Source organism: Shewanella sp. NKUCC05_KAH (assembly GCF_019345585.1).
GTDB classification, from domain to species: domain Bacteria; phylum Pseudomonadota; class Gammaproteobacteria; order Enterobacterales; family Shewanellaceae; genus Shewanella; species Shewanella oncorhynchi.
Window position 1 is genome coordinate 93,052 of record NZ_JAHKQZ010000010.1, and the last position, 26,144, is coordinate 119,195.

A 26,144-nucleotide genomic window follows, 5' to 3' on the forward strand; every position below is an offset into this window, starting at 1 on the left:
CAGCGGGAGGGTGTAAGATGTTTGAAGTCACTGAAGTTTCTATTGCCGAGTTGCGTGCTGCGCTCGAATCTGGCCGCACCACCGCAGTGGAGTTGGTTAAGTCGTATCTCGCGCGGGTTGAGGCGTATGACGGCCCTGCGACAAAGACTAAGCTCAATGCGTTAGTGGTACACAATCCCGATGCGCTCAAAGAAGCTGAGGCGTCAGATGCGCGCCGCGCCCGTGGTGAAATACTGAGCCCACTTGAGGGTATTCCGTATACCGCCAAGGATAGCTATTTGGTGAAGGGGCTGACGGCAGCTTCTGGCAGCCCAGCCTTTAAGGATTTAGTGGCGCAGTATGATGCCTTCGCCGTTGAGCGCCTACGCGCCGCAGGTGCCATTTGCCTAGGCAAAACCAATATGCCACCTATGGCCAATGGCGGCATGCAGCGTGGTCACTATGGCCGCGCTGAAAGCCCATACAATGCTGAGTATCTTACTGCACCATTCGCTTCGGGCTCTTCCAATGGGGCAGGCACGGGTACGGCGGCAAGTTACTCTGCTTTTGGTCTTGCCGAAGAAACTTGGTCGAGTGGCCGTGGCCCTGCGTCCAATAATGGTTTATGTGCCTATACACCGTCTCGCGGCGTGATTTCGGTGCGCGGTAACTGGCCGTTAACGCCGACCATGGATGTTGTCGTGCCTTATACCCGCACTATGGCCGATATGCTTGAAGTGTTGGATGTGATTGTGGCCGACGATCCTATCACCCGTGGCGATCTCTGGCGTCTGCAACCTTGGGTACAAATCCCTAAAGCATCAAGTGTCCGTCCAGCATCTTATCTGGAGCTTGCCGCTCAAGCCGACACGCTTAAAGGTAAGCGTTTTGGTGTGCCGCGCATGTACATCAATAAGGATGAATTGGCGGGCACTAGCGAAAATCCGGGCATTGGCGGGCCAACGGGGCAACGTATTCATACCCGCCAATCAGTTATCGATCTATGGGAAGCGGCTCGTAAAGCCTTAGAAGCCGCTGGCGCCGAAGTGATTGAAGTCGATTTTCCGCTGGTTTCCAATTGTGAAGGCGACCGCCCGGGTGCGCCGACGGTGTTTAACCGCGGTATCGTTACACCTCAGTTCCTGCATGATGAATTATGGGAGCTCTCAGGTTGGGCGTTCGATGAGTTCCTGCGGGCTAACAATGACCCTAAACTCAACAAGCTTGAAGATGTTGTTGGGCATTTGATATTCCCCCATGATCTTGGCACCTTGCCAAATCGTGAAGGTGACTTAGCGGCAGGCATGGAAGAGTATGTCAACATGGCCAAGCGTGGCCTTAAATCCTTCGACCAGATCGACAGTATTCCCGATGGTCTGCGTGGTTTAGAGAAGACGCGTAAGCTAGATCTCGAAGACTGGATGGACGAACTAAAGCTTGATGCCGTGCTGTTCCCAACGGTGGCCGATGTTGGCCCCGCGGATGCGCATGTGAATCCGGCTTCAGCCGATATCGCTTGGAGCAACGGAGTTTGGGTCGCTAACGGAAACCTTGCGATTCGCCATTTAGGCGTGCCGACTGTAACTGTACCTATGGGCGTGATGGCCGATATTGGCATGCCAGTGGGTTTGACCTTCGCAAGTCGTGCCTATGACGATAACAATCTGCTTAAATTTGCAGGTGCATTTGAGTCAACAGGTGACAGGCGCATGATCCCGCCACGCACGCCAAAGCTTGGTGAATAAGCGCTAAGACAATGCATAAACCTAAGCACTAAATGTATGAGCTTAAAAATGAAAACGGGATTGGCATCAGAATGCCAATCCCGTTTTTTTAATACCGACGTCGATACTTTTTCAACAAAGCTAGACTTATGCTGCTATAAAACATGCTGCTGTAAAAAAGACAGCAACACTTAACGTGTCTTATCTTAATGCCAAGAGTTCTTTTCTGACGATCTCTGCGCCTGCACTTAAGGCGTTGAGTTTGCCTCTTGCGACTTGATGGGATAAAGGCGTCATGCCACAATTAGTACAAGGATAAAGCTTGTCGGCATCGACAAATTTAAGGGCTTTTCGTAGGGTGTCAGCCACTTCCTCTGCGGTTTCAATCGTGTCGGTGGCGACATCAATCGCGCCGACCATGACTTTCTTACCGCGAATGAGTTCAAGTAGCTCCATTGGCACATGGGAGTTATGACATTCTAGCGAGATAATATCGATATTAGACTTTTGCAGCTTAGGAAACACTTCTTCATATTGGCGCCACTCTGAGCCCAAGGTTTTTTTCCAATCTGTATTGGCTTTAATGCCGTAACCATAACAAATATGCACCGCCGTTTCGCATTTAAGCCCTTCAATGGCTCTTTCTAAACACGCAATACCCCAATCGTTTACCTCATCAAAAAACACATTAAAGGCAGGCTCATCAAATTGGATAATATCAACACCCGCCGCTTCTAATTCTTTGGCTTCCTCATTAAGAATTTTGGCAAATTCCCAAGCAAGCTTTTCGCGACTTTTATAATGGTCATCATAAAGCGTATCTATCATGGTCATAGGGCCAGGCAGCGCCCATTTAATCGGTTGCGTGGTTTGCTTGCGTAAAAATTTGGCATCTTCGACAAACACCGACTTTTGGCGGCTCACTGGGCCGACAACCGTGGGCACGCTCGCATCATAGCGATCACGAATTTTAACGATTTTACGTTTTGAAAAATCAACGCCGTTAAGGTGCTCAATAAAGGTAGTGACAAAATGTTGCCGCGTTTGCTCGCCATCACTGACAATATCAATCCCTGCTAGCTGTTGATCCTGTAATGACAAACGCAGTGCATCGTGTTTACCTGCAATTAATTCCTCTCCTTGCAATTTCCATGGAGACCAAAGTGTTTGAGGCTCTGCAAGCCATAAAGGTTTAGGCAAACTGCCTGCCGTTGAAGTCGGTAACAGTCTGTTGTTAATCAGGGTTTGGTTAAGCGATGTTTTATTAAGTCGTGTTGTCATGATAATGATGCCGTATTAGATTAATTATTGAGCGTGACGATTAGGCGCAGAGCGACTAAAGGTAATTAGCAGACCATTGTTCAAAAAACGTTTGATAGGGTTTGATAAAGTACTCCGCGGCAAATTTGCCTTGCTCATTAGCCAATTGGCTACGTTCAGCTCGATCATAAACAATTTGAGTCAGTGAATGATCCAGATTTTTCAAATTAGGTTGATAGCATTTTCCGGCAACAGCATTGGCATTATAAATCTCAGGGCGATAGATTTTTTGAAAAGTTCCCATAGTGCTGATGGTGCTTATCAACTCAAGATGGGTGTAATCATTGAGTAAATCACCAAAGAAATAAAAAGCTAAAGGCGCCACACTATTTGGCGGCATAAAATAGCGCACCTGTAAGCCCATTTTTTTGAAATATTGCTCAGTTAAAGACGATTCATTTGGCTGATATTCAACCCCTAATACGGGATGCTGATTCTCAATTCTATGGTAGGTTTTATTATCCGACACACTGAGGCAGATAACCGGTGGCTTATTAAAATTCTGTTTGTAAGCATCAGAATTAACAAAAGACTGAAATAGCTTGCCATGTAGACCACCAAAATCATCTGGAATACTAAATTTGGCTTGGCCCTTATTATGCTCTGCCAGTAATACGCTAAAGTCATAATCGCGTACGTAAGATGAAAAGTTATTGCCGACAATACCTTCAATACGCTTATTAGTTTTATGATCAACAATATTGGTTTTCAAAACTTCAATCGATGGGAAGGTTTGACCGCTGCCGTCAATATCCAGATTAACGGAGATAATTTCGAGTTCGACAGTATAACGATCACCTTTGGGGTTATCCCAATGCGCTAAGGCATTAAAACTGTTGTCAATCATCTTTAACGCGTTGCGTAAGTTCGCTTGGCGATGACTACCTCTGGCCAAATTAGCAAAGTTGGTCGTGATACGCGTCCTGTCTGAGGGATGATAATTTTCATCAAGACAAATGCTGTTAATCGTAAATGTAAAATGCTTATTCATAGTGATCCAGTATCCCATTGTCTGATTTCAAACCTGAGTTTATGCCCTGCTCTTCTAGCTTCTCGACCCGACTCTGATAGACATTATTCGTGTTATGTCTGAGGTTCTATTTAACTTAAGTGCCGATGACTTAAGTCCTGATGGCTTAGCTAGTGTGCAACTTCAAGCTTGTCTAATATTTCGCTTGGAGTCATTTATACGTGGTTCGGCACATGAACAAAAACGGTTTTATTTCACATACAACATGAGCCATATTCATGATCAATTAGCATGGCGTTATTGATTAACCTGAACTCGGGATTGGGAAAAGCGGGGGGCTGCAATATATTGTCGAGCTTGCTCTCCAAGAGCCGGCTTGTAATAGCCGATTACACATATTTTCCCAAAGCTCGTTGCATTACCTGTTGCGCGATACATTGTCATTACTTCCCTAGTGACTCACCACCTTTTTGTTTAACAAAAAGCGTCCCTAAGGGCTCTACTAAAACATATCCTGTTTTAGAAGGTCACTAGTGCAACAATGCCAATCTTAACTAACCCTCTCGCGGCTCGTTTAGCTAAAAAGCTATTTGCCCCAAAGCAATTCAGCACTCCATTTTTCGGCTCCGCTTTAATTTTATTTATGCATGAGATTTTATAATCCATATGTGTTCAATTAAGCGCACCATTTCCTAAAATTTAAGTGTCTATTCATCACAACCTGAGGAGGTTTGTATGGACGCTTGGAATAAAGGTCATCCCATGGGCCAAAAACGACCTTTTAAATTGGAAGAGGTTTGGCGCATTCGAACTCGTTTAGAGTTAGAGCATAATATTGCTGAGTTAGCGTTACTTAATCTGGCGATTGATTCAAAATTGCGCGCTTGTGACTTACTGCATTTGAAAGTTCAAGACATTACCTCAGCAGGCATCATCAATCCACGAGTGCGATTAACGCAGCGTAAAACCCATCGTGAAGTTCAGTTTGAAATTACGCCACCAACCCAACATTGTCTGACCTCTTGGTTACTTGAACAGCAGCTCTCCGCAGAGGACTACATATTTCCAAGCCCAAGATGTGCTCATCAACCGATGAGTTACAGCTATTACCGCGCTATAGTCAAAAACTGGGCGCGTCAGTTAGGCCAAAATAGTGATTTATACGGCACGCATTCACTGCGCCGGACCAAAGCCACATTGATTTACCGTAGAACGAAAGATATTCGAGCCATTCAAATATTACTTGGCCATGTCAAGCTGGATAACACTGTCCGCTACTTGGGGGTAGAGATTGAAGATGCACTTCGAATATCTGAGTCTATTGAAATGTAAGGGCACTGAGGCAATATGCACTTTTAGCTATATTGTCTCGGTTATCTGTGGTGCTGATAAAAAATGACTTCTTATTTATCGTAGCAAACGTCATCGCAACATTTGTAAGCGCCTAGAACAATTAAAGTGTTTCATTAGTGTTGTGAAAATGTTTTTAATTTTGTATTGTGATTTGACAAAAAAAAGGAACTTACACTAAGGGAATGTCATGTCACCACTGCTGACAACGTTGCGCTATAGGCCACTTTTTACTGTTTTTATATTGTTACTTGGATTTGCATGGGGGGCGCCAAGTAAAGCGGCGCTGGTTCCTAGTACGCCTGTGCTCAGTGGAAATAAATCAAACTCAATGATTGATTTACATTGGTACATTGGGTGTGAAATAACCTCTGCCAATATCCAAGAATCAACCGATAATGTTTCGTGGAGCACCGTTTACACAGGACTGGGTAATGCGGATGGCGGTTCGTCATCGATGTTAATGGCACGAGCTGTTGTCATTGGCGATGGTTCGGGAACAGTATGTTCTGGTTGGACAAACGCCCGTTATATTAATCTTTCCGGAAAAACACTCTCGGGATATTACTATCGCATCAATGCTTGCCAAGGCACATCATGTAGTGGTTATAGTTCGTCTCTTCTCGTTGGTACCCCTTCTATACCAACCACACCATCGCCCCCGACATCAATATCCGTTCCTGTAACTAACGCTACTGGCGCCTTCAATGTGACTTGGTCTAGCGTCAGTGGCGCTATACGTTATGAATTACAGCAGCGCGTTAACGGTGGTGCCTGGGTCGCTAAGTATTCTGGAACGGCCACAAATTTTGCGTTGTCAGGACTTGCTTCTGGCACCTATCAATATCAAGTGCGAGCTTGCTCAACGGCGTGCAGTACTTGGAAGTTATCGAGCAATACGCAGGTTACTTTGCCCGTACTTGGTAGCGACTGGAAAAATTTATCTCGGGTAACGGTTGCTGATGCAGGTGGCGTTGATACTGTGCCAGCAGAGGCTGCTGACTTAAATACTGCAACTGTTAAGGGGCAAGCTGGCGTATCGGGTGGCCAAGCAAGTTATCACATTCCCATCGATTTACCACCTGGACGCAATGGGGTGCAGCCTTCGGTATCACTCAGTTATAACTCACAAAGTGGTAGTGGTATTTTAGGTGTAGGGTGGTCACTTAACGCGGGCTCAAGTATCAGTCGCTGTGGAGCAACGTTTGCCCAAGATGCCTATACTCCCGCAAGCAGAGCAGTAACATTTAATGCTTCAACGGATCGATTATGTCTTGATGGTCAGCGTTTGATAGCTACTGCTGGTAGTTATGGTGCAAGTAATGCCGAATATCGCACTGAGATGGATTCCTTCGTTAAAGTGGTACAGCACGGCAATATAAATGACAGTAATAGTAGTTTTACCGTCTATAAACCTGATGGCAGTTCGGCAACCTATGGTGCAAGCGCTAACAGTCGCTTTGTGCCAAATGGGTTAATTGCGCCACTAAGCTGGAAAGTGTCGCAGGAATTGTACTCAAATGGCGCTAACACTATAGATTATGTGTATGACGCCTCAATGGCAGGCGAGCATCTACTGAGCAATATTTTTTATACGGGTAACTTGGGGCTAAAAGGAAATAGACAAGTAGACTTTCTGTATGAATCAAGAAGTGATTCTGAAAGAAACTTTTTAATGAGCGGGAAGATAGCTAAGACACGTAGGGTAAATAAGATAGATGTTTATAAAGATGAGTCTTCATTGGTTTCCTCATATGAGCTTAACTATATTGAAAGTGGGGCGAGTAAAAGAAGTTTGCTTCAAAGTGTTACGCAATGCAGTTTAAATAACTGGAGTCGATACTGTACCCCATTAACCACTTTTAACTGGGCAGCATCTCCTATGTCTTTTCGGTTAGAGCCATTAGGCTTTGGCAGTGGAATGGCGTATCCCAATATAAAAGAACTGTCTGAAGTCTTACCAAAAGGGGATATTAATGGTGATGGTGTTGCCGATTGGAAAAGTATTTTCGTCAATGCTGAAGGTGAACACACTGGCACACATTCAACAACTTTGAATCCATGTTATAAAAGCCGGTATAGCTTGTCTGCGCCAGACTGTATTTCTATCGATATGAATAATGATGGGCTTACAGATGACTGGCGTAGTGTTAACGGGGCTCTTGAAATAAAACTTACAAATGGAGTGTGGCAGTCTACAGGCATATCTTTGGATGCGAGCAATAAGTACAGTTTAGAGAGTAGTCGAATTATTAATGCTGCCGATTATAACGGTGACGGTTGGCAAGATTTAATGATTTACCACCATAACTCTGGTTCCCCAATACTTAAATTATATCTTAATAGTAAAAATCCAAATACTCCTTACAGCAATAATGGCAATACAGTATTTATTTATCCAACCTTTGCTACAAGCCCTACTGATACGGTGTTACTAAAACAAATTAGTTTTGTTGGTGACTTTACAGGTGATGGTTTACCAGACTTATTGGTGAATCCTACCCCCGTAGGAATGAATGCATGGTTTAACTCTGCTCCAAAGGAAGTGTTAGTTAATAATACAGCGAGTAATGGGGTGGTTACATTCACTGCTCATCCTCTTAATTTTGGTGTTGTAGATGACCTTGTCGCTCCCAGCTTTAACTACTTTTTTGATGTGAATGGCGATGGATTAGCAGATTGGCTCGGCTGGCAAGAGGCAAGCGATAGTATTGGTATAGCTGTTCGCTTAAATTTGGGAAACTTAAATTTTGGACCGAAACAAATCGCTCAAGGTGTAACACTCCCATCTCGACTGGAGTATGGGCAGGACCCCATAAGTCCAGATGAACAGATTTCACGTTCATCCCCGAAATATTTAGGCGCATTTAAAAGTGCTGATATCAATTTTGATGGTAAGCCAGAATTAATCGTACCAGGGCGGCGGATTTATGAAGGATGCTTTAGTATCGTTATCAATGGCACTAGTAAAAGGACGTGTGGTGATGCTTTATATGGTGCAAATGCCTATGGTCAAGAACTGAGGGCAATTCCAAGTTACTATTATGATGATAGCATTTACCAGTTTGATGCTATTTCGTTTACAGTGAATGCTGCAGGGCAAATTGTCTCTAAACAAACCCCTACCCAAATGTATGGTCATGCATACCAATCAACCATTATCGATGCTTTCGGAAATGGTTTGCCAAGTATGTTGTTTGTACATAGAACACAGCCAGGCTCAAGCTTTAATCGGAATGCATCAGGCTCCCCATTCAGTGGTTATGAAAGCCAGCATGGTGTTTTCATTAGTCGTAACTTTGGTTCGGATAACGGATTCTTAAACTCGAACTATAAATCAGTTGATTACCTCGAGTCAGTTACTGACGGTCTAGGTAATAGTAGCGAATGGCGTTATCGCCCACTGTCAACCGGAGAAGGCAGTGCGGACCAAGCTAAGCTCTACACTACAGATTTCGATGAAGTGGGAACCGGCTATGTGCATTTCGCCTCCAGTATGTATGTGGTGCAATCCTTTAAGCAAAGCAACGGACAGGGTGGCGAAAATGAAACTCAATATGCCTATAAAGGCGCGATGTATAACCTGCAAGGGCGTGGTTTTACCGGATTTAATCAAATCTGGGAAAAGGATATGCAGCGGGATAAGACGGTGCATAGCGTCTTCAAGCAGAAGTTTCCAGAGGTGGGACTGCTAACTGAGCAAACGGTCAGTGTGGGCTCGACTACCGTTAACCAAGTGACGAACACTTGGGCGGATAACACGCAGCACTCGATTAATAAAGTATTCCACAATATTCAAACCCGTTCGCTACAACAAAGCTGGGACTTACAAGGCACGCCTTTATCAACACAAGATGTGCAAGTGAGTGCCAGTGATGTTGATGCATGGGGCAATATTAAAAAGCAAACTCAAAAAGTTACCGATTACATGAAGGGTCAGGCGAATACCTATACCAGTGTGACGGAAACCAGTTATGCGGCCGATATTAATAATTGGTGGCTCAATAAGTTCAATTCGATAAAGACGAGCCACAATACTGCGCAGCGCAATTGGGGAGATGACCCAGTTGGCACGATGGATAAGGCGCAGTGGCAATTGCAAACGGTCAATACCTGGAATGAGGTTCATAAGTTGCCCACTAAAGTGACTTATACCGCCAGTAATAGCAGCTGTAATCGCGTCGAAGAAACCGGACTAAACAGTTACGGTCTGCCACTGTGGACAAAAACCACAGGGCAAAGCAGTACGTGTAGTGCTATGGCAGCAAAGCAAACGAACTTTACCTACACTAAAGATGGTAACACTCAAGCTGACGATGGTTATCTTCCCTACAAAGTCACCAATGCGAAAGGTCATATCAGCACCACCGAATACGATATGGGGCTAGGGCTAGCCACGAAAGTCACGGCGCCCAATGGTATTGTTAGCCAAACCCAGTACGACGGCATCGGTCGTCCGGTGCAAGTTCAGCAGACTGGTAGTCCAACCCGTTATTTGCGCTATTTGCTCGCCGATGAGGGGAATAACCCACCGCAGGATAACGATAACCTGCCGGTGGTGATGACCCGCACCAGCGGCGCAGGTATGCCTGAAACTGAGCAGTATTTTGACGGACAAGGTCGCTTACTGCGTACGGCAACCCAAGGCTTTGATGGGGGCTATCAGTATCAGGATAAACATTATGATGCACTTGGACGCTTAACCCGAGAATCGACGCCCTACGGTAATGGTACGGCGGCAGACTATACCGAGTTCAGCGATTTTGATGCGCTTGATAGACCCGGCAGACGTACTATCCCTAATGGGCGCTCCGGTGGGCTGGAGTCACTATACTCCTATAACGGGTTAACCACCGATATCAATGTCGAAGGACGCTTAATGTCGCGCACCTATGGCAGTCAAGGCTGGTTATATGAAACCGTGGATGCACAAAATGGCACAAACCGCTTTGCCTACGATAGTGCCGGTAGACCGTTAGTTATCCGCGATGCTAACAATAGTGATATAAAAGCGACTTACAACGGTTTTGGCCATAAAACTCAGGTGATAGACCCTAACCAAGGCACCACAGTCTTTGGTTACAACACCCTAGGCGAGTTGGATAAGCAAACTGATGCCAATGGCGTGGTACAAACCTACGTACTCGATGTGCTGGGGCGTGTCACCAGTAAAACCACCATCGGTGGCCATGCGCCAGGTACTGCGACTTTTGTGTGGGACACGCTCAAGCAAGGCTTACTCACCTCTGAAACCGAAAACGGCGTCGCTCGCACTTATGCTTACACAACTGCACTGCAATTGGCGCAAACCACCGTTACCGTTGATGGTGTAAGCCGTACAATCAAACATCAGTACGATGGCTTCTATGGCCGCCCTAAGGCCTTGGAATACCCTAATGGCTTAACCCTCAAATATGCCTATAACGATTACGGTTACCTAGAGCAGACTAGTAATGCTGCCTCAGGTTATTTGTATCGTCAAATCACCGCTATGGATGAAGCAGGCCATATCACGGGCGCTGACCTTGGTAACCGGGTGATGTCGGAATCCCGCAGTTATTACAGCGAAGGTACCATGGCGAGTATCGAAGTGGATGGCCCTCTGGGGCGTATTCATGCGCACTACTATGATGGTTATGATGATTTTATGAACCTCACCAGTGAGCGGGATGGGGTGACAGGCCTAACTAAGAGTTACCGTTATGACACGCTTAATCGCCTAACGGAGTATCAGTTTAGTAATACCAATCCGACCTTTAGCGCCACGGTTAACTATGCCTACGATAAGGTCGGGAACTTCCTTAAAAAGACCGACTACAGTGCCAATAGCACCACGGCCTACCGATATGGCGGCAGCGCCAGCTGTGTAGCGGGCAATAATGCTGGTCCTAACGCAGTGTGCCAGTTGACTAAGCTCAATGGCACCACAGTCAGTTTTCAATACGATAAGCGCGGCAACTTGCGGGTCGGTGATGGCCTGACCATGACCTACAACGCCATGGATAAACCGCTAAGCGTCTCAGGCCGTGGTGCAACAACGAGTTTTGTCTATGGCAGCGATAATATGCGCGCCAAGCAAAGCCGCACTGTCGGCAGCACAACCACTACCACTTATTATGTCGATAAGTACTATGAAGCCGACAGCGATGGCAGCTGGCGTGCTTACCTCGACGACATAGCTGTGCTGAGTTACACCCCAACACGCAGCCATTTACTGCAATTTACCCTCAAGGACAGATTGGGTAGTGCCACCACCCTAGCCGACCAAAATGGCAATATTGTAAGTCAACGCTATTTTGACCCCTTTGGCCGTACCACCGACTTGGGTATAAACCATAAACTGGATATCCAAAATAAAAACACGACACTCTCTCAGCTACAGGATTTAGCGGTCACCAATAAGAACCGCCGTGGTTTTACCGACCACGAACATCTGAATGAACAGCAGTTAATTCATATGAACGGGCGGATTTACGATTATAACCTCGGCCGATTTATGAGCGTGGACCCGTTTATTCAGAGTCCGACATCAACTCAGAGTGTGAACCCCTACTCATACATCATGAACAACCCGCTGGCGGGGACAGATCCGACCGGGTATGCCTGTGAGGCTGCAACGGGAACACGAATTTGTAGCAAAGATGTTGGTGATATAAAGGTTAAGGATGTAAGCAAGGTCACTATCACCAAAAATGATAATGGCAGTGCTAAAATCAGCGTGACTATGAATAATGGTAGCGTCCGAAGTCAGAACTTTAACCTGAGTAGTGCGGGTGGACTTGGCGATATCGCCAGTAAGCAAAGTTATGGCAATGACCCTAACTTTGCCAAAGGCTATGGTTCAGCAAAAGGCGATATGTCTGGGATTTTGTCTCTAACTCCTCTGGGCCAGACCGTTGACAGCATCAAATCTGGCATTGAAGGGGTGGAAACTGCAATAAATGAGTACAATGAGACGGGGTCGGTAGCTGGCGCAGTAATGGCTGGGGGTGTGCTGGCGCTGGAGAAGTATGCAGAGCGTAAGCTTAAAATTGGTCGGGGGCCAGATGTTGTAAATAATAAGCAAGCACCGAATATGAGCCCTCCGGGTGCAGGCCGCTCTGGGGCACTTAACGAAGCAAAGCGTCAATCAGGAGTACCGACGAGCCGGCAACCGAGTCGAACACTACCGAATACTGATAAGCGTGGGAATCCTCAACCTGGCAGAATTTATGAGTACGAGGTTCCAGCACCAGGAGGTGGTACCAGAACTATAAGGATTCGTGATGACGCAGGTGGTCATAATTATGGCCCTAGTGACCCACAGAATCGTGGTCCACATTTTAATGACGAGGCAAAGAATCACTATGATTACTGATATTCAAGTGGTGAGTGCACCAGATCTTTCGGTTGAAAACTCGGTGATGAATTTTAGGGATGTAATCTTTCCAGTTGGCCTCTCTCTTGCGGGCACGTGTTGGTCTATCACCGGATTGCCTCAAGCTGAGTCTTTGGAAACTGTTTTACGATTCGTGATGAAAGAGGTCAAGCGCAAGATGTCGGGTTTTTCTATGTGGCTCCTCATAGGACACTCGGCATGGCAACCAGATACGCGAATTGTTCGTTACCATAAGTTATGGGGGTCATTGAAGGCCAGAGGGGTGAATATCCCTCTTGGGGAGCATCCTCAGGAGTTCCTGTTAGAATCTGATGGCCGATTAAAGTATTTCGGTGCTTTACGTATTTCTGAGGTTTCTATTGAAAGTGTGGCACAACTTCTATTAAGGGAGCGTTGTGCATATTTGGCGTTGGTTCCTGACCATACAGAATTGACACAATCTCTCAAAAAAGGCTGGAGCGGTGAGCTTTATGAGGACCTTTCTCTCTTGACATGTATAAGTCAATCAAATGGACTGCTGCTAAAAAGAATTGGTGAATTTGATGATAAGGAGTGGGGGATTTTAGCTATCGGTAATCAATCCGTTTTGAGCAGTGTATAGACCATACTTTTTAGAATATATAGGATACAGAACTTGCTCACTGGAGCCCCATTTCCTTGGGGCTTTTTGTTGCCTGAAACCGGGCAATCCGACCAGCGGCCTGGGCAGAACTTACCGGTAGAAGTGATCAGTGTCTGCCAGCAGGGCGGGCAGTTTGGGGCAGCGCCGCCAATTGGTGGTGCTGGCACAATTGATCGCTTCTGCTGTCCATGAGTGATCACTTCTACTGTTTTGAACCGCTCAGTCTGCTGCGAGTTTTGACCAAATAGATCATTCTTGCAAAGAAGAGGGATAGCTTGTTCATCGATTTTGATACTAACTTTAAATAATTGCCTTACAAATATTAATCCGAAATCAATTAATTAAAGTAAAAAATCTAACAAGGTTCTGTCCAAAAGCGTGCTGCGTAACGCTAATGCCAAAAAGGTGAGCCATGGTGATTAGCGAGACGACCGTCCGCCCCATGGACGGGGCGGTCGAGCATCCACGGATGGACTGGCTGCGCGTCGGGGAGCAAATGCCATGGCAAAACATTGCTCAAAACGATGAACAGCCTCCCTACCGCCCCAATCCTTTATCTCTTGCTTCTAGATGGCTTCTAGATATCGCTCGCTTCAAAAGGCGTTACGAGCCTTAAAGTCGTCTTGCCTCAATCACGCTATCGACTTGGGTCAGTTTAGATAACACCCGCGATAAACCATCGAGGTTATAAAGCTCCAGTTCCAACTCAATCGCAGCTGTCTGGTTTTTAGTATCCGATGACGAACTCATGGCCAATACATTGGATTTTTCGGCTGCCAGCACTGAGGTTAAGTCACGCAATAAGCCGCTGCGATCGTGGGCCAATACCCGCAGACGCATGCGATAACCGCCGGAGTAATTTTCTCCCCAGACCACATCGACACCACGCTCTGGGTGAACCCGCATTAACTCTTTAACTTGTTCACAATCAGCGCGATGCACAGAAATGCCACGGCCTTTAGTGATAAAACCTAAGATTTCATCACCGGGAACGGGCTGACAACAACGGGCGATATGGTTAAGCAAGTTACCCACACCATTGACTTCAACCTGACCACGGCCACTGGAGGTCGGCTTATGTTGGCCTTTCTTAACTAATTCTTCAACCGCATCTTCTTCTGACACTTCGTCGAGTCGCAGACGGCTTTGAATATGATTAACCACTTGATGCAGACGCACATCACCGCCGCCAATGGCCGCCAGTAAGTCATCCATGCTCGCCATATTAAAGCGCTCGACCGCGATGGCCGCGTCTTTAATTTTAAGGCTCACCCGCGCGAGTTCGGATTCAAGCATTTCTTTGCCGGCGACAATATTCTTGTCTCTGTCCTGCTGCTTAAACCAATGTTGGATTTTAGAACGCGCCCGTGAAGTACGGATATAACCTAAGTTAGGGTTAAGCCAGTCGCGCTTGGGGTTGGGCTGTTTCGAGGTGATGATCTCGATACGCTCGCCCGTTTCAACCTGATAGGTGAACGGCACAATACGGCCATCGACCTTAGCACCAATACATTTATGCCCCACTTGAGAGTGAATGTAATAGGCAAAGTCGAGCACGGTTGAGCCCAGTGGCAAATCGACGACTTCACCGCTTGGGGTGAACACATAGACTCTATCTTCAAACACTTGGCTGCGCACTTCTTCGACCAAGTTGCCACTTTCGACCACGTCTTCCTGCCATTGCAGAATTTTACGCAGCCAGTTAATTTTTTCTTCGTAGCCGCTTTGCTTACCGGAATGATTGCCTTCTTTGTATTTCCAGTGGGCGGCCACACCCAGCTCTGCATCTTCATGCATGTCTTGGGTACGAATTTGAATTTCAACGGTTTTGCCCTCAGGCCCCACCACCACCGTATGAATCGATTGATAACCGTTAGGTTTTGGGTTAGCGACATAGTCGTCAAATTCCCGAGGAATATGGTGCCAAAGCGTATGCACCACACCTAACGCGCCATAACAATCCTGCAGACGTTCAGTCACGATACGCACGGCGCGCACGTCAAACAACTCATCAAATTTAAGGTGCTTGCCCTTCATCTTGCGCCAAATACTGTAGATATGTTTCGGCCGGCCGTAGACCTTAGCGCGAATTTGATCTTCATCTAATCTTTGTTGCAACTGACTGACAAACTTGTCGATAAAAACTTCACGATCCAGTCGTTTGCCATCTAATTGCTTAGCAATGTCTTTATAGGTATCAGGATGCAGATAGCGGAAAGAAATATCTTCCAGCTCCCACTTTAATTGACCAATACCCAAACGGTTAGCCAGCGGCGCGTAAATATCGGCAATTTCACGGGCCAGCAGCACGCGAGTTTCTTCGTCGGCATTTTTCACCGCCCGTAGTAAACACACACGCTCGGCAAGCTTAATCACCACAGCGCGCACATCTTCAACCATAGCCAATAACATGCGGCGGATATTGTCGATTTGCGGCTCGGTTGAACGACTATTAGGATTGATTTTCAAGGCGCCAATCGCGTTCATGGTCACGACACTCGCGACTAAACGCGCCAGCGGCTCACCAAATTTCTCTTGGATGGCTTCTTCGGTCAATAACCCAGCATCGAGCACCACAAACAAAATTGCCGCCTGCAGGGTTTCAATGTCCATGTTTAGCGGTGCGAGGATTTCGATCATCTCTCGAGCACGTTCGAGCAGTTCTCTCTTCGCCGCAGGACTCTTAGCGGGTAAGGCGTCAATCTGCCCTATCAAAGAGAGCAGCATCTGCGCTTCATCGGCATGACCAACATAGCGAGCTACCCAATCTTCTAAGTGAAAATCGGGATCATTAAAGTGCGCTTCGCGAACAGAGACCATCTAATTTATTTCCTTATCCGTGCTCAGAGAGAAAGTGGGCACCACTTCAGCTCTCCTATCTTCAGCATTGGCGCGAACTTGTCAAACCCAACCGACGTAATAATCACATTTTTTACGTTATTCAAACGCTTTGCTTACTTTGCCAGCGCAAATTACTTGGTTAATTCAAACAGTGCCATGGCTTCGATATGGTGTGTTTGTGGGAACATGTCGATAAGTCCCAATTGCTGTAATCGGTAACCGCGCTCTAACAGTACAGCGCTATCGCGGGCCAAACTCGCAGGATTACAAGATACATATACGACTTTGCGTGGCTTCATTTTCTTTAGCCATTGCAAGCTTTCAAATGCCCCCGCACGAGCGGGATCGAGCAGTAATTTATCAATCTTGCCCATCCAAGGCTCAAGGGATAAATCCGCACTTAAATCGCCGTGGTAAAAGGTCAGTTTATCAAGATTGTTAGCTTTCGCGTTCACCCGTGCCTGAGTCACCATTTCGGCAACCCCTTCGACGCCAATTACATCCGCGCCCATTTTCGCTAAGGGCAAACTGAAATTACCCATGCCGCAGAACAAATCCAAAATGCGCTCATCAGGTGCTGGCGCTAACCAATCCATCGCTTGAGCGACCATGGCCTTGTTAATCTGTCCGTTCACTTGCACAAAGTTACCAGGGGTGAAACTTAAGCTCACCGCATCCGACTGCGCATTTTCATCTAGCAATTGATAAACAGGTAACACTAACTCAGCGCCGACGCCTTGGAATTGCCCTTCGTTGTCCTGCAGACAAATATGGATCTGATGCAGCTCAGCAAAGACTGACAACTTAGCGAGATCTTTATCGTTTAGAGCCTTAGTGATCCGCAGCACGGCGAAATGACCATTATCGGCGGCAATTAACTCAAGATGACCTAAGCTGGCTTTAGCCGACAATTGGTTCAGCAACTTAGCAAAGGGTACGATCAAGTCCGATAACGGCTTAGCTAACACCAGACATTGACTGATTGGCACCACATTACTGCTACTGGCGGCGCGAAAGCCTAAACTTAAGTGCTTGGTATTTTTATCAAATAAAGTTGCAAGACGGGCGCGGCGACGATAATGCCAACCTTCCCCCGTGAGTGCGGGCGATAAAGCACCGCCTTCAGTGCCAGCAAACTTAGCCATAATATCCAGCAACGCGGCTTCTTTATGCTCACGCTGACCCGATAATGACATATGCTGTAAGTCGCAGCCGCCGCAGGTGTGGTAGTGTGGACACTCAGGCTCAACGCGCTCAGGACTTGATGAATCGACTTTAATCAACTTGGCACGGGCATAATTTTTCTTTTGCTCGGTGAGCTGTACCGTCACGGTTTCATCGGGCAAAGCGCCAGGGATAAACACTACTTTACCTTGATGTTGTGCTATACCAGCACCTAAGTGATCGAGCTGTTCTACGCTCAGCGATAACTTAGCCGACAACTGTTTGGAACTATTTGGTTTTGCTTTAAAAAATTGCGCCATTTCGGCCTCTAAATCAATAAAATACTGGCAAAGACCGCCCTCTTTCTGGCAGTCTTATAAAATTATCTTAGTCTCTGTCACAGGAAACACCGCCGCTGCTATGAACCCTGTCAACAACATGACCAAATACAGCCTACGTTCTTGGGTTCTTGTGCTGGCGCTCGCGCCAACAATCTTGGTCGGTATCCTTCTGGGCAGCTACTTTACCATAAACCGTTTTTATGAGCTCGAAGATACGCTCGTCGAACAGGGCAGCAATATTATAGAGCCCCTGTCGATTGCCAGTGAGATCGGCTTAGTGGCGAATGATCGCGAGGCGACCAAACGCTTACTCGCGGCGGCGCAGCTCAACAAATCCACCTTAGTAAAATCCATCGCGATTTTCGATGCCAATAATCAACTCTTTGTGACCTCCCACTATCACAAAGACTTTGAGATTATGCGCTACAAAGAAGCCCTCAACACGCTGCATAAAACCGAAATTGAACATGTGGACGACAGCCTTATTTTACGGACGCCCATTTTTGCCACAGGCCCCATTGCTGCTCCCGCTAATTACGATATCCAGACAGACGATGGTCATCTTTTAGGTTATATCTCGATAATAATCAATAAAGAACGCGCCTTGTTAGAGCAACATAGAGCCGCAGTCGCCGCCTTTATTATCGTGTTGATCGGCGTGCAGTTAAACCTGCTATTTACTTTCCGGCTAGTGAAAAACGTCACTCAGCCCATTACTGAAATGGTGCGCGTCGTCGCTAAAATCCGTGAAGGTAAATTAGACGCCCGCTTAGATGGCAACTTGATTGGTGAGCTGGACTTACTCAAACGCGGCATCAATGCCATGGCAGGGTCGCTATCGGAATACCATGATGAGATGCAACAAAATATCGACCAAGCAACGTCGGATCTGCGGGAAACCTTAGAGCAGATTGAAATCCAAAACGTCGAGCTGGATTTAGCTAAAAAACGCGCCCTAGAAGCCAGCCGAATTAAATCTGAATTCTTAGCGAATATGTCCCACGAGTTACGTACGCCGCTCAATGGCGTTATCGGTTTTGCGCGGCAATTAGTCAAAACACCATTGCATTCGAGCCAAGTCGATTACATCAAGACCATAGAACGCAGCGCCACTAACCTGCTGGGTATCATCAACGACATTCTCGATTTTTCTAAACTCGAAGCCGGTAAAATGGTGTTAGAAAACATGCCCTTCGGCCTTAGGGAAACCATAAGTGATACTATTACCTTGATCTCGGGCAGCGCACAGGCCAAAGGCCTAGAACTCGTCGTCGATATCGCCCCCAACGTGCCCGACAATGTCAATGGCGATGCCATGCGCGTATGCCAAATCATCAATAACTTGGTTGGTAACGCGATTAAATTCACTGACTCTGGCAGCGTGATGGTCAAAATCGAACTGCAGAGCCAGTCGGATGAACAAGTGGTACTGCGCTGTGATGTGGTCGACACAGGTATTGGTATCGATGAAAGCCAACAGGACTTTTTATTCCAAGCCTTTGGCCAAGCAGACTCGTCGATTTCGCGCCGCTTTGGTGGCACCGGCTTAGGTTTAGTGATCACTAAACGTTTAGTGAATCAAATGGGCGGCCAAATCGGCTTTACTTCATCCCCAGAAAAAGGCTCAAACTTCTGGTTCAGTTTGCCGCTCGGCTTAGGTCAATTCCAAATCGGTGACTCACTGCCGCTCGAAAAACTCAAAGACAAAACCATACTGTTTTACGAACCGCGAGTACTCACCCACGCAGTATTAAGCCGCCAATTGAATCAATGGGATACAAAAGTCACCCATCATCAGCATATTCCAAGCTTGTTGACTACGCTCACCACGGCTGAAGCACCATACGACTATGTTCTCCTGAGTTGCCATGGGTTTAGCGATTCAGCACAACTGGTAAGTACACTAAACTTAGCGAAGACCAAAACAGATTGCCTTATCGTGCTATACGATTGCCAAGAACAGGATGCCTTAACCCAATTTATTCGCCCGAATGCCGATGTGGTGTTGTCTCTGCCAGTCAGTGAGCATCAACTTGCGCGCAACTTACTCTATCCACCGATGGAGTACGACATCATAGCCCCTGCGACAATATCAACGCCGGTTGCGCGCCAATCTTTAACTGTGCTCGCGGTAGATGATAACTTTGCCAACTTAAAACTGATTGATACTTTACTCAGCGAATTAGTGACGACAGTGGTTGCCGTCAACAGCGGTGATGAAGCAGTTAAACAGGCGAAGACTCGCACCTTCGACTTGATTTTTATGGATATTCAAATGCCTGGCACAGATGGCATTAGTGCCACGAAGCAAATTCGCCAAGGCTCGATGAACCGCAACACGCCGATAATTGCCGTGACAGCCCATGCCATTGCCGAAGAACGTGAACTGATTTTAGGCAGTGGTATGGACGGATATTTGCCTAAACCTATTGATGAAGCGGCGCTCAAAGACATTATTCATCGCTGGATCACTCGACCTAAGTTCACCCATTTTGACCTGCATACGCTGAACTGGGATTTATGCTTAACCCAAGCCAATCACAAGGCCGATCTCGCCTTAGATATGCTCAGAATGTTGCTCGACTCATTGCCGCAAACCGTGGCGACGATTCAAACGGCGCTAAGTCAAAACGATCACCCTGTCATGCTCAGTACTATCCATAAGCTGCATGGTGCGAGCTGCTACTGCGGCGTGCCCACCACACAAAGGTTATGCCAAGAAATTGAATCGGCACTAAAACGTGAAACATCGGTTGAAGATCTCGAACCCGAAATACTAGAGTTACTTGATGAGTTAACTAAGGTAGAATCTGCGGCAAATCAAGTGATATCACAGCTATCAGCGGAAATAACAGATGACCAAAAAAACGGGCTTCTTTAAACGTCTCAAGGCGTTAACACTGCCACAAAAACAACTCTTTGCCACTGCACTTTGCCAACGTATGTTGCCCAACTATCAACTGTTTTCCGAAGTCTGTGAGTTTGGCGATCCTACTGTGTTGAGTACCGCATTAGAACTATTGTGGCAATCCCAGTACGACTCCAAGCTCAAATTCAACGTCGATGTGCATCTGCAACGCCTGGAAGATAACACCCCAGATCCTGCTGATTTTGAAGCCTATGGCGTCTATCCTGCTATGGATGCAGTGGTCGCCATATCGACCTTACTGGGTGCGATCCAAGGCAAAATTGAAGAAGATATAGTCAATATCAGCAAATTATCATCCAGCACAGTGGCTAACTACATCGAAGCGATCAGCGATGTCGATTTGGTGGATGAAGCATTAGATGATTTCGTTTTCGCCCATGAAGTCATGGAAGAAGAGAAAGAATTACAAAATTCTCTGTTGGAAATTATTGAAGAAAATCCGAAGATCACCGCAGAACTGGTCAAAAGTTTACGCAAAGACATTATCGAAGCTGGCGTATCAAATATCGGTATCAGCGTCGCTTAATTGATGGGGGTGCTTGGGGTTACTCAAGCATCTATTATCCATGCAGAATAAGAAAGGGATCATCGTTTTACACCCTCACCAACGAATCCCATCAAAGATATCCAGTTGCTATAAATAGCATCAATAAAGATTGAGTTATTCCAATGAAAAAGATTGTTTATCAAGGATTTGTCTTAACCAATAGCGAAGGACGCACCGACAGTTGGAAACTGACCATCAAAGATCAACAGCGTATCGGTTCTTTATTTGAACTACGGCGTTTAGTGGGATACTTCTTAGAACTCGGCATACTGCCCGCGACACGCTCCAGCCTGCAAGATGCAAAACAAACGCAAAACACTATGAGCAAAAACACGGTAAAACCTAAAAGACGCTAAAAATCAGTTCCCTTATTAAAGAATAACTCGGTTAAATCAACGCATAGAGAATAACTCTGGCGCCTTTGACTGCATAAACTCAATAAAGACTCTTACCTTTAGCGGCTGCTGGCTGCGCTGATGATATAAAATCGAAATTCGCCTCTGTTCGCCAATCCATTCTGGCAATAATACTTTAAGTTTTCCCTCTTTAATCTGCTGTTTTACAAATAGTTCAGGACCATACAAGATCCCACCATGGCCTAAGGTCGCCTGAATCGCTCCGTGTAAATCCGTGAGGGTGAGCTTAGTCGGGCCATTAAAATAAAAAGACTCGCCGCTTGGATGCTTTAAATGCCAATTAAACAGCGGCCAGACTTTTATCAGTTGATGGGCTTCAAGATCATCGGGATGCTCAAGTTTAGGTGCCTGAGCCAAGTATTCTGGCGTGGCAAACAGGCAATAGTCGAGCTCGCCTAAGGTACTCGACACCCAAGAAGAATCAGGCTGAGCCCCGCCAACAATCGCCACATCTATGCCTTTGTCGATCAAATCGACTAACTCATTGCTCTGGGAAATGTGTAAACGGATATCGGGATACAGGCGGCCAAATTCATTCAATGCTTGAATAAACACGATGGAAATAATCGAAATCGGTGCGGCGATGCGCAGGGTACCCTCGGGTTTATCGCTGCCTAACCCACTCAGCTCATCGAATTGAGCAACCACACTCTGATAGCGTTGAAAGAGCGCCAGTCCTTCCTCCGTCAATCGTAACTTGCGGGTGCTGCGCATAAAAAGCTGTTTATCGAGCTTCTCTTCCAACTTCGCTAACTTGCGGCTCACTGTGGCAATGGGCATATCAAGCTCCTTCGCCGCCTGCGAAAAACTGCCCGCATTGACTAAATGCACAAAAAGATAGACAAGTTGTAGTTCAGCGCCTAAATCATCACTCATTGCATATCCTAATTTCACATATTGGGTATTGACGTTAAAACGCTAAATTCACTAAGTGATTGTGTTTTAAACATTGAATTATTCACTTATACGACCATAGCGCAATAGCCTTAGATTGAAATGGTATGTTATTTTGTGGCGAGTTTTACTGCGCTGGCGCTAAATCTGGCTCTAAAGTGACATAAAAAGAATCAAGTGCTGTAACTCTGCCCACCAAAAATCATAGCGACAGTAAAATGACGACGGTGGGCGAGTTTATTCAAATTTAATCGTAAGGATGAGTGAGGGAAATGACCATTTTAACCCCTCTGTTTGCCGTCTTCGGGATCATGTTGCTCGGCACACTAGTGCAAAAACTAAAACTCTTGCCCGTCGATACGGATCAAGTGCTGAACCAATATGTCTACTACATTGCGTTCCCCGCGATCATGCTTATCGCCCTCGCGCAGCAACCGATTGGCGAGATTTTGCAATGGGGATTTATTGCGGGCTACAGCACAGCTATGGTGATCACTTATCTTGTCTGCCTTGGATTCTCGCTGATTGCTAACCCTAAACAGCATGCAGTTGCCGCCATTCGAGCCCTCAATGCCACCTTTGGTAATACGGCATTTATTGGTATTCCACTGCTCATCATCCTCTTTCCGCAGCAACAAAGTGCCTTAGTCGCCGCCGCGATTGCCAGCTTATTATCCGTGCTGATGTTTGCCGTCGCCTTAGTCTCGATGGAACTGGCCACTAACACCCAAAGACAACACCACGCCTTAATCATAATGGCAATGGCGGTCGGTAAAAACCCTATCGTTATTGGTAGCTTAATTGGCGTCGGCATTTCGGCGCTAGAGATAAAACTGCCGTCAGGGCTAGCGCTAATGATCCAGCAAATAGGCAATACCTCAAGCCCCTGCGCCCTATTTGCTATCGGCATGGTACTCGCCAAAGCGATGCGCTACCAGAAAGATAGCAGCGTATTTAGCCCCAAGAATTTTATCGAACTGAGCCTTATCAACCTCTTCAAGCTGGCTATCCAACCGGCACTCGTCTACTTTATGCTTAACCGTTTTGGCGTAAGTGGTGACTACCTGATCATGGGCGTGATCTTGAGCGCACTGCCCACCGCGGCTAGCGTGTACTTACTCGCCCAGCGTTATAACACTCAGGCTTCAACCAGTGCTCAAGGCATTCTATTTGGCACCTTAGTCACTTTCTTCAGTTTACCTATCTTAGAAAGCTTAGTAAGAACCTATGCATAATCAGTTAATTAAAAATATTTACTGCCACTAATGCCGATTATTTACCCAAGCCACTTTACTGTATATAAAATCAGTATATACTGTTTATCAACACAGTGGTTTGGTATGTTTTTCGACAGGAATTCACTATGCTTTGCCAACTCAGCATTAATAACTTCGCTATCGTCCGTTTTTTAGAACTGGATTTTCGCCCCGGTATGACCAGCATCACAGGTGAAACCGGTGCGGGTAAATCGATTGCCATCGATGCGCTAGGCCTATGCCTAGGCAATCGCGCCGATGCCAGCAGTGTTCGTCCCGGAGCCAATAAAACCGAGGTCAGCGCCCGCTTTTCCTTGGATGATATTCCACTGGCAAAACGTTGGTTAGAAGATAACGATCTTGAACTCGATGATGAGTGCATTCTACGTCGGACTATTGGTAGCGATGGCCGTTCACGCGCCTACATCAATGGTAATCCAGTGCCGCTGACGCAGCTAAAATTACTGGGTCAGTTGCTTATTGGTATTCACGGCCAACATGCCCACCATGCAATGTTAAAAAGTGAACATCAACTCACCCTGCTCGACAGTTATGCCAACCACAGATTGCTTATCGATACGGTTGCCGCTAGCTTTCAACGCTGCAAGCAAATTGAGGCCGATCTAAAGCAACTCGAAGCCTCCCAGCATGAACGTATTGCCCGTAAGCAATTAGTACAATATCAAGTAGAAGAACTCGATGAGTTTGATCTTAAAGTTGATGAGTTCGATGAAATTGAGCAAGAGCACAAACGCTTAGCCAATGGCACTGAGTTGATTGACACCTGTCAAGCGAGCTTAGATATACTCACTGAAGGCGAAGAAAACAACATAGAGTCGTTGCTTAATCGAGTCGTTTCCCTCGCCGAAGATCTGCAAAGCTACGATCCTGCATTAAGCAATATCAACACTATGCTCAATGATGCCTTAATCCAAGTACAAGAAAGCGCAGGCGAATTACAGCACTATTTGAGTAAGCTTGAACTCGATCCAACCCACTTTGCCTATTTAGAAGAACGGCTATCAAAAGCCATGCAACTGGCGCGTAAGCACCATGTCAGCCCGAATAAACTGGCCGAGCATCATTTAGCATTAAAGGCTGAGCTGAGCACCTTAGACAGTGATGAAAGTAAACTTGAAGAAATTCAGCTTCAAGTCGAGGCAAGTAGAGCCGCTTATCTTAGCAATGCGCAAAAGCTCAGCCAAAGCCGTGCCCGCTATGCTAAAGAACTCGACAAACTGGTGACTCAGTCAATCCACGAACTGAATATGCCTAAGGGTAAATTTACGATCGAAGTCAATTTCCACCCCGAGCAAATGTCAGCCAATGGCAGTGACAATATCGAATTTATGGTAACAACTAACCCTGGCCAACCTTTGCAACCGATTTCGAAAGTCGCGTCTGGCGGTGAGCTTTCACGCATAGGATTAGGGATCCAAGTGATTACCGCGAAGAAAGTTGCCACACCGACATTAATTTTCGATGAGGTGGATGTCGGGATTTCCGGCCCCACCGCCGCAGTGGTGGGCCGCATGTTACGCAGCTTAGGGGAATCGACCCAAGTACTGTGCGTGACTCACTTGCCGCAAGTTGCGGGCAATGGTCATCAACACATGTTTGTCGATAAATTTAATAAGGCAGGCAGTACTGAGACCACAATGAAATCGCTCGATCGTGAGCAGCGTATCCAAGAGCTTGCAAGACTGTTAGGTGGCGATACTATCACCAGCAATACCCTCGCGAACGCAAGGGAACTGCTGCAATAGTAGTATGGATCAGATAACGAATGAGGTCGCTAAATGCTTGAATCTACACACTCTATATCACAAGCTAAGGGGCTATATCAAAAACTAAGGGTTAGTGTTGACCATGCTAACTAACATGCCGGGTTAACTATCATGTTAGGTTAGCGATAATGTTAGCTAAAACACCAGACTAGCCCTTGCAGACAAATAAACGAAAACACGCCCGCTAACACATCGTCAATCATAATGCCAAAACCACCATGAACTTTGGCATCGAGCCATCGAATAGGCCAAGGTTTGATGATGTCGAAAAAGCGAAATAGACCAAAGCCGACTAACAACCAACCCCAACCTGCTGGTGCCGCTATCATAGTGATCAGTAGCCCAACCACTTCATCCCACACAATCGCACCGTGATCGTGTACCCCCATATCTTGAGCGGCTTTACCGCAGATATAAAATCCCGCAAATGCGCTCAATAAGGTTAAGCCGATATACCAAGTGAGCGGTAATGGCGCCATCAATAAGTAGAGGGGAATGGCTGCTAAGGTACCGAAAGTACCGGGTGCTTTAGCGGCGAGTCCGCTACCAAAACCGAGTGCCAAAAAGTGGACAGGATTTTTTAATGACAGGCGCGTTAGCACCTGATCCTTTGACAACCATTTCAT

General features: G+C 46.4%; 16 protein-coding genes. 10 read left to right on the forward strand and 6 right to left on the reverse strand.

The genetic code is table 11. The features are described from left to right. Positions 1-17 precede the first annotated feature (17 nt). Positions 18-1,724: an amidase gene (locus tag KO533_RS10890; protein WP_219254096.1), complete on the forward strand. Its 1,707-nt coding sequence runs from the start codon at positions 18-20 to the stop codon at positions 1,722-1,724. A 180-nt stretch (positions 1,725-1,904) separates the two neighbouring features. On the opposite strand, the gene KO533_RS10895 is transcribed toward KO533_RS10890, so the two are convergent. Both KO533_RS10895 and KO533_RS10900 read right to left on the reverse strand, forming a co-directional pair. Continuing rightward, on the reverse strand, positions 1,905-2,984 hold the full coding sequence (locus KO533_RS10895; protein ID WP_219254098.1) for a methionine synthase: 1,080 nt from the start codon (positions 2,982-2,984) through the stop codon (positions 1,905-1,907). 55 nt (positions 2,985-3,039) lie between these two features. Then, complete coding sequence (locus tag KO533_RS10900) at positions 3,040-4,014, reverse strand: DUF1852 domain-containing protein (protein WP_219254100.1); 975 nt, start codon at positions 4,012-4,014, stop codon at positions 3,040-3,042. 714 nt (positions 4,015-4,728) lie between these two features. Between KO533_RS10900 and KO533_RS10905 the strand changes: the two genes are divergently transcribed. The 4 genes from KO533_RS10905 (at position 4,729) to KO533_RS10920 (ending at position 13,535) form a co-directional block, all read left to right on the forward strand. After that, positions 4,729-5,325, forward strand: a complete 597-nt coding sequence (locus KO533_RS10905) for a tyrosine-type recombinase/integrase (protein ID WP_219254102.1) — start codon at positions 4,729-4,731, stop codon at positions 5,323-5,325. A 208-nt stretch (positions 5,326-5,533) separates the two neighbouring features. Beyond that, positions 5,534-12,700 (forward strand): RHS repeat-associated core domain-containing protein, encoded by a 7,167-nt coding sequence (locus KO533_RS10910; protein ID WP_219254104.1) that lies wholly within the window; start codon positions 5,534-5,536, stop codon positions 12,698-12,700. Beyond that, a complete protein-coding gene (locus KO533_RS10915; protein ID WP_219254107.1) occupies positions 12,690-13,322 on the forward strand; it encodes a hypothetical protein in 633 nt (210 codons plus the stop codon). Before KO533_RS10910 ends, KO533_RS10915 begins: the two co-directional genes overlap by 11 nt. 33 nt (positions 13,323-13,355) lie before the next feature. Further along, a complete protein-coding gene (locus tag KO533_RS10920) occupies positions 13,356-13,535 on the forward strand; it encodes a hypothetical protein (RefSeq protein WP_219254108.1) in 180 nt (59 codons plus the stop codon). Between the two features lie 420 nt (positions 13,536-13,955). Here the strand turns inward: KO533_RS10920 and relA are convergent, their stop codons facing one another. Both relA and rlmD read right to left on the reverse strand, forming a co-directional pair. Then, positions 13,956-16,163 (reverse strand): GTP diphosphokinase, encoded by a 2,208-nt coding sequence (relA, locus tag KO533_RS10925; protein WP_028761378.1) that lies wholly within the window; start codon positions 16,161-16,163, stop codon positions 13,956-13,958. Between the two features lie 152 nt (positions 16,164-16,315). Then, entirely contained in the window at positions 16,316-17,668 is a 1,353-nt protein-coding gene (rlmD, locus tag KO533_RS10930; protein WP_028761379.1) for a 23S rRNA (uracil(1939)-C(5))-methyltransferase RlmD, read from the reverse strand. A gap of 100 nt (positions 17,669-17,768) precedes the next feature. Here rlmD and barA point away from each other — a divergent pair, with 100 nt between their 5' ends. The 3 genes from barA to KO533_RS10945 all read left to right on the forward strand — a co-directional run bounded on the left by barA (position 17,769) and on the right by KO533_RS10945 (position 21,521). Next, complete coding sequence (gene barA / locus KO533_RS10935) at positions 17,769-20,570, forward strand: two-component sensor histidine kinase BarA (RefSeq protein ID WP_105251754.1); 2,802 nt, start codon at positions 17,769-17,771, stop codon at positions 20,568-20,570. Next, entirely contained in the window at positions 20,545-21,144 is a 600-nt protein-coding gene (locus tag KO533_RS10940; protein WP_198572909.1) for a YjaG family protein, read from the forward strand. Before barA ends, KO533_RS10940 begins: the two co-directional genes overlap by 26 nt. A 143-nt stretch (positions 21,145-21,287) precedes the next feature. Beyond that, a complete protein-coding gene (locus KO533_RS10945) occupies positions 21,288-21,521 on the forward strand; it encodes a DUF3319 domain-containing protein (protein ID WP_006082632.1) in 234 nt (77 codons plus the stop codon). A gap of 36 nt (positions 21,522-21,557) precedes the next feature. On the opposite strand, the gene lldR is transcribed toward KO533_RS10945, so the two are convergent. Beyond that, entirely contained in the window at positions 21,558-22,457 is a 900-nt protein-coding gene (gene lldR, locus KO533_RS10950; RefSeq protein WP_105251752.1) for a LysR family transcriptional regulator LldR, read from the reverse strand. Positions 22,458-22,747: 290 nt separating this feature from the next. Between lldR and KO533_RS10955 the strand changes: the two genes are divergently transcribed. Continuing rightward, positions 22,748-23,710: an AEC family transporter gene (locus KO533_RS10955; protein WP_219254110.1), complete on the forward strand. Its 963-nt coding sequence runs from the start codon at positions 22,748-22,750 to the stop codon at positions 23,708-23,710. A gap of 128 nt (positions 23,711-23,838) precedes the next feature. After that, the gene (gene recN / locus KO533_RS10960; protein ID WP_131523581.1) at positions 23,839-25,497 is read left to right on the forward strand and encodes a DNA repair protein RecN; all 1,659 of its coding nucleotides are present in this window, start codon (positions 23,839-23,841) and stop codon (positions 25,495-25,497) included. 152 nt (positions 25,498-25,649) lie between these two features. On the opposite strand, the gene KO533_RS10965 is transcribed toward recN, so the two are convergent. Continuing rightward, positions 25,650-26,144 (reverse strand): phosphatidylglycerophosphatase A, encoded by a 495-nt coding sequence (locus tag KO533_RS10965; protein WP_028761385.1) that lies wholly within the window; start codon positions 26,142-26,144, stop codon positions 25,650-25,652.

What these genes read in the sequence shown, in the direction of transcription:
- lldR (WP_105251752.1), bottom strand. Translation starts at nt 22,457, where the DNA reads ATGAGTGATGATTTAGGCGCTGAACTACAACTTGTCTATCTTTTTGTG.
- KO533_RS10910 (WP_219254104.1), top strand. Translation starts at nt 5,534, where the DNA reads ATGTCACCACTGCTGACAACGTTGCGCTATAGGCCACTTTTTACTGTT.
- KO533_RS10965 (WP_028761385.1), bottom strand. Translation starts at nt 26,144, where the DNA reads ATGAAATGGTTGTCAAAGGATCAGGTGCTAACGCGCCTGTCATTAAAA.
- rlmD (WP_028761379.1), bottom strand. Translation starts at nt 17,668, where the DNA reads ATGGCGCAATTTTTTAAAGCAAAACCAAATAGTTCCAAACAGTTGTCG.
- KO533_RS10895 (WP_219254098.1), bottom strand. Translation starts at nt 2,984, where the DNA reads ATGACAACACGACTTAATAAAACATCGCTTAACCAAACCCTGATTAAC.
- recN (WP_131523581.1), top strand. Translation starts at nt 23,839, where the DNA reads ATGCTTTGCCAACTCAGCATTAATAACTTCGCTATCGTCCGTTTTTTA.
- KO533_RS10900 (WP_219254100.1), bottom strand. Translation starts at nt 4,014, where the DNA reads ATGAATAAGCATTTTACATTTACGATTAACAGCATTTGTCTTGATGAA.
- KO533_RS10905 (WP_219254102.1), top strand. Translation starts at nt 4,729, where the DNA reads ATGGACGCTTGGAATAAAGGTCATCCCATGGGCCAAAAACGACCTTTT.
- relA (WP_028761378.1), bottom strand. Translation starts at nt 16,163, where the DNA reads ATGGTCTCTGTTCGCGAAGCGCACTTTAATGATCCCGATTTTCACTTA.
- KO533_RS10945 (WP_006082632.1), top strand. Translation starts at nt 21,288, where the DNA reads ATGAAAAAGATTGTTTATCAAGGATTTGTCTTAACCAATAGCGAAGGA.
- KO533_RS10940 (WP_198572909.1), top strand. Translation starts at nt 20,545, where the DNA reads ATGACCAAAAAAACGGGCTTCTTTAAACGTCTCAAGGCGTTAACACTG.
- KO533_RS10955 (WP_219254110.1), top strand. Translation starts at nt 22,748, where the DNA reads ATGACCATTTTAACCCCTCTGTTTGCCGTCTTCGGGATCATGTTGCTC.
- KO533_RS10890 (WP_219254096.1), top strand. Translation starts at nt 18, where the DNA reads ATGTTTGAAGTCACTGAAGTTTCTATTGCCGAGTTGCGTGCTGCGCTC.
- barA (WP_105251754.1), top strand. Translation starts at nt 17,769, where the DNA reads ATGAACCCTGTCAACAACATGACCAAATACAGCCTACGTTCTTGGGTT.
- KO533_RS10915 (WP_219254107.1), top strand. Translation starts at nt 12,690, where the DNA reads ATGATTACTGATATTCAAGTGGTGAGTGCACCAGATCTTTCGGTTGAA.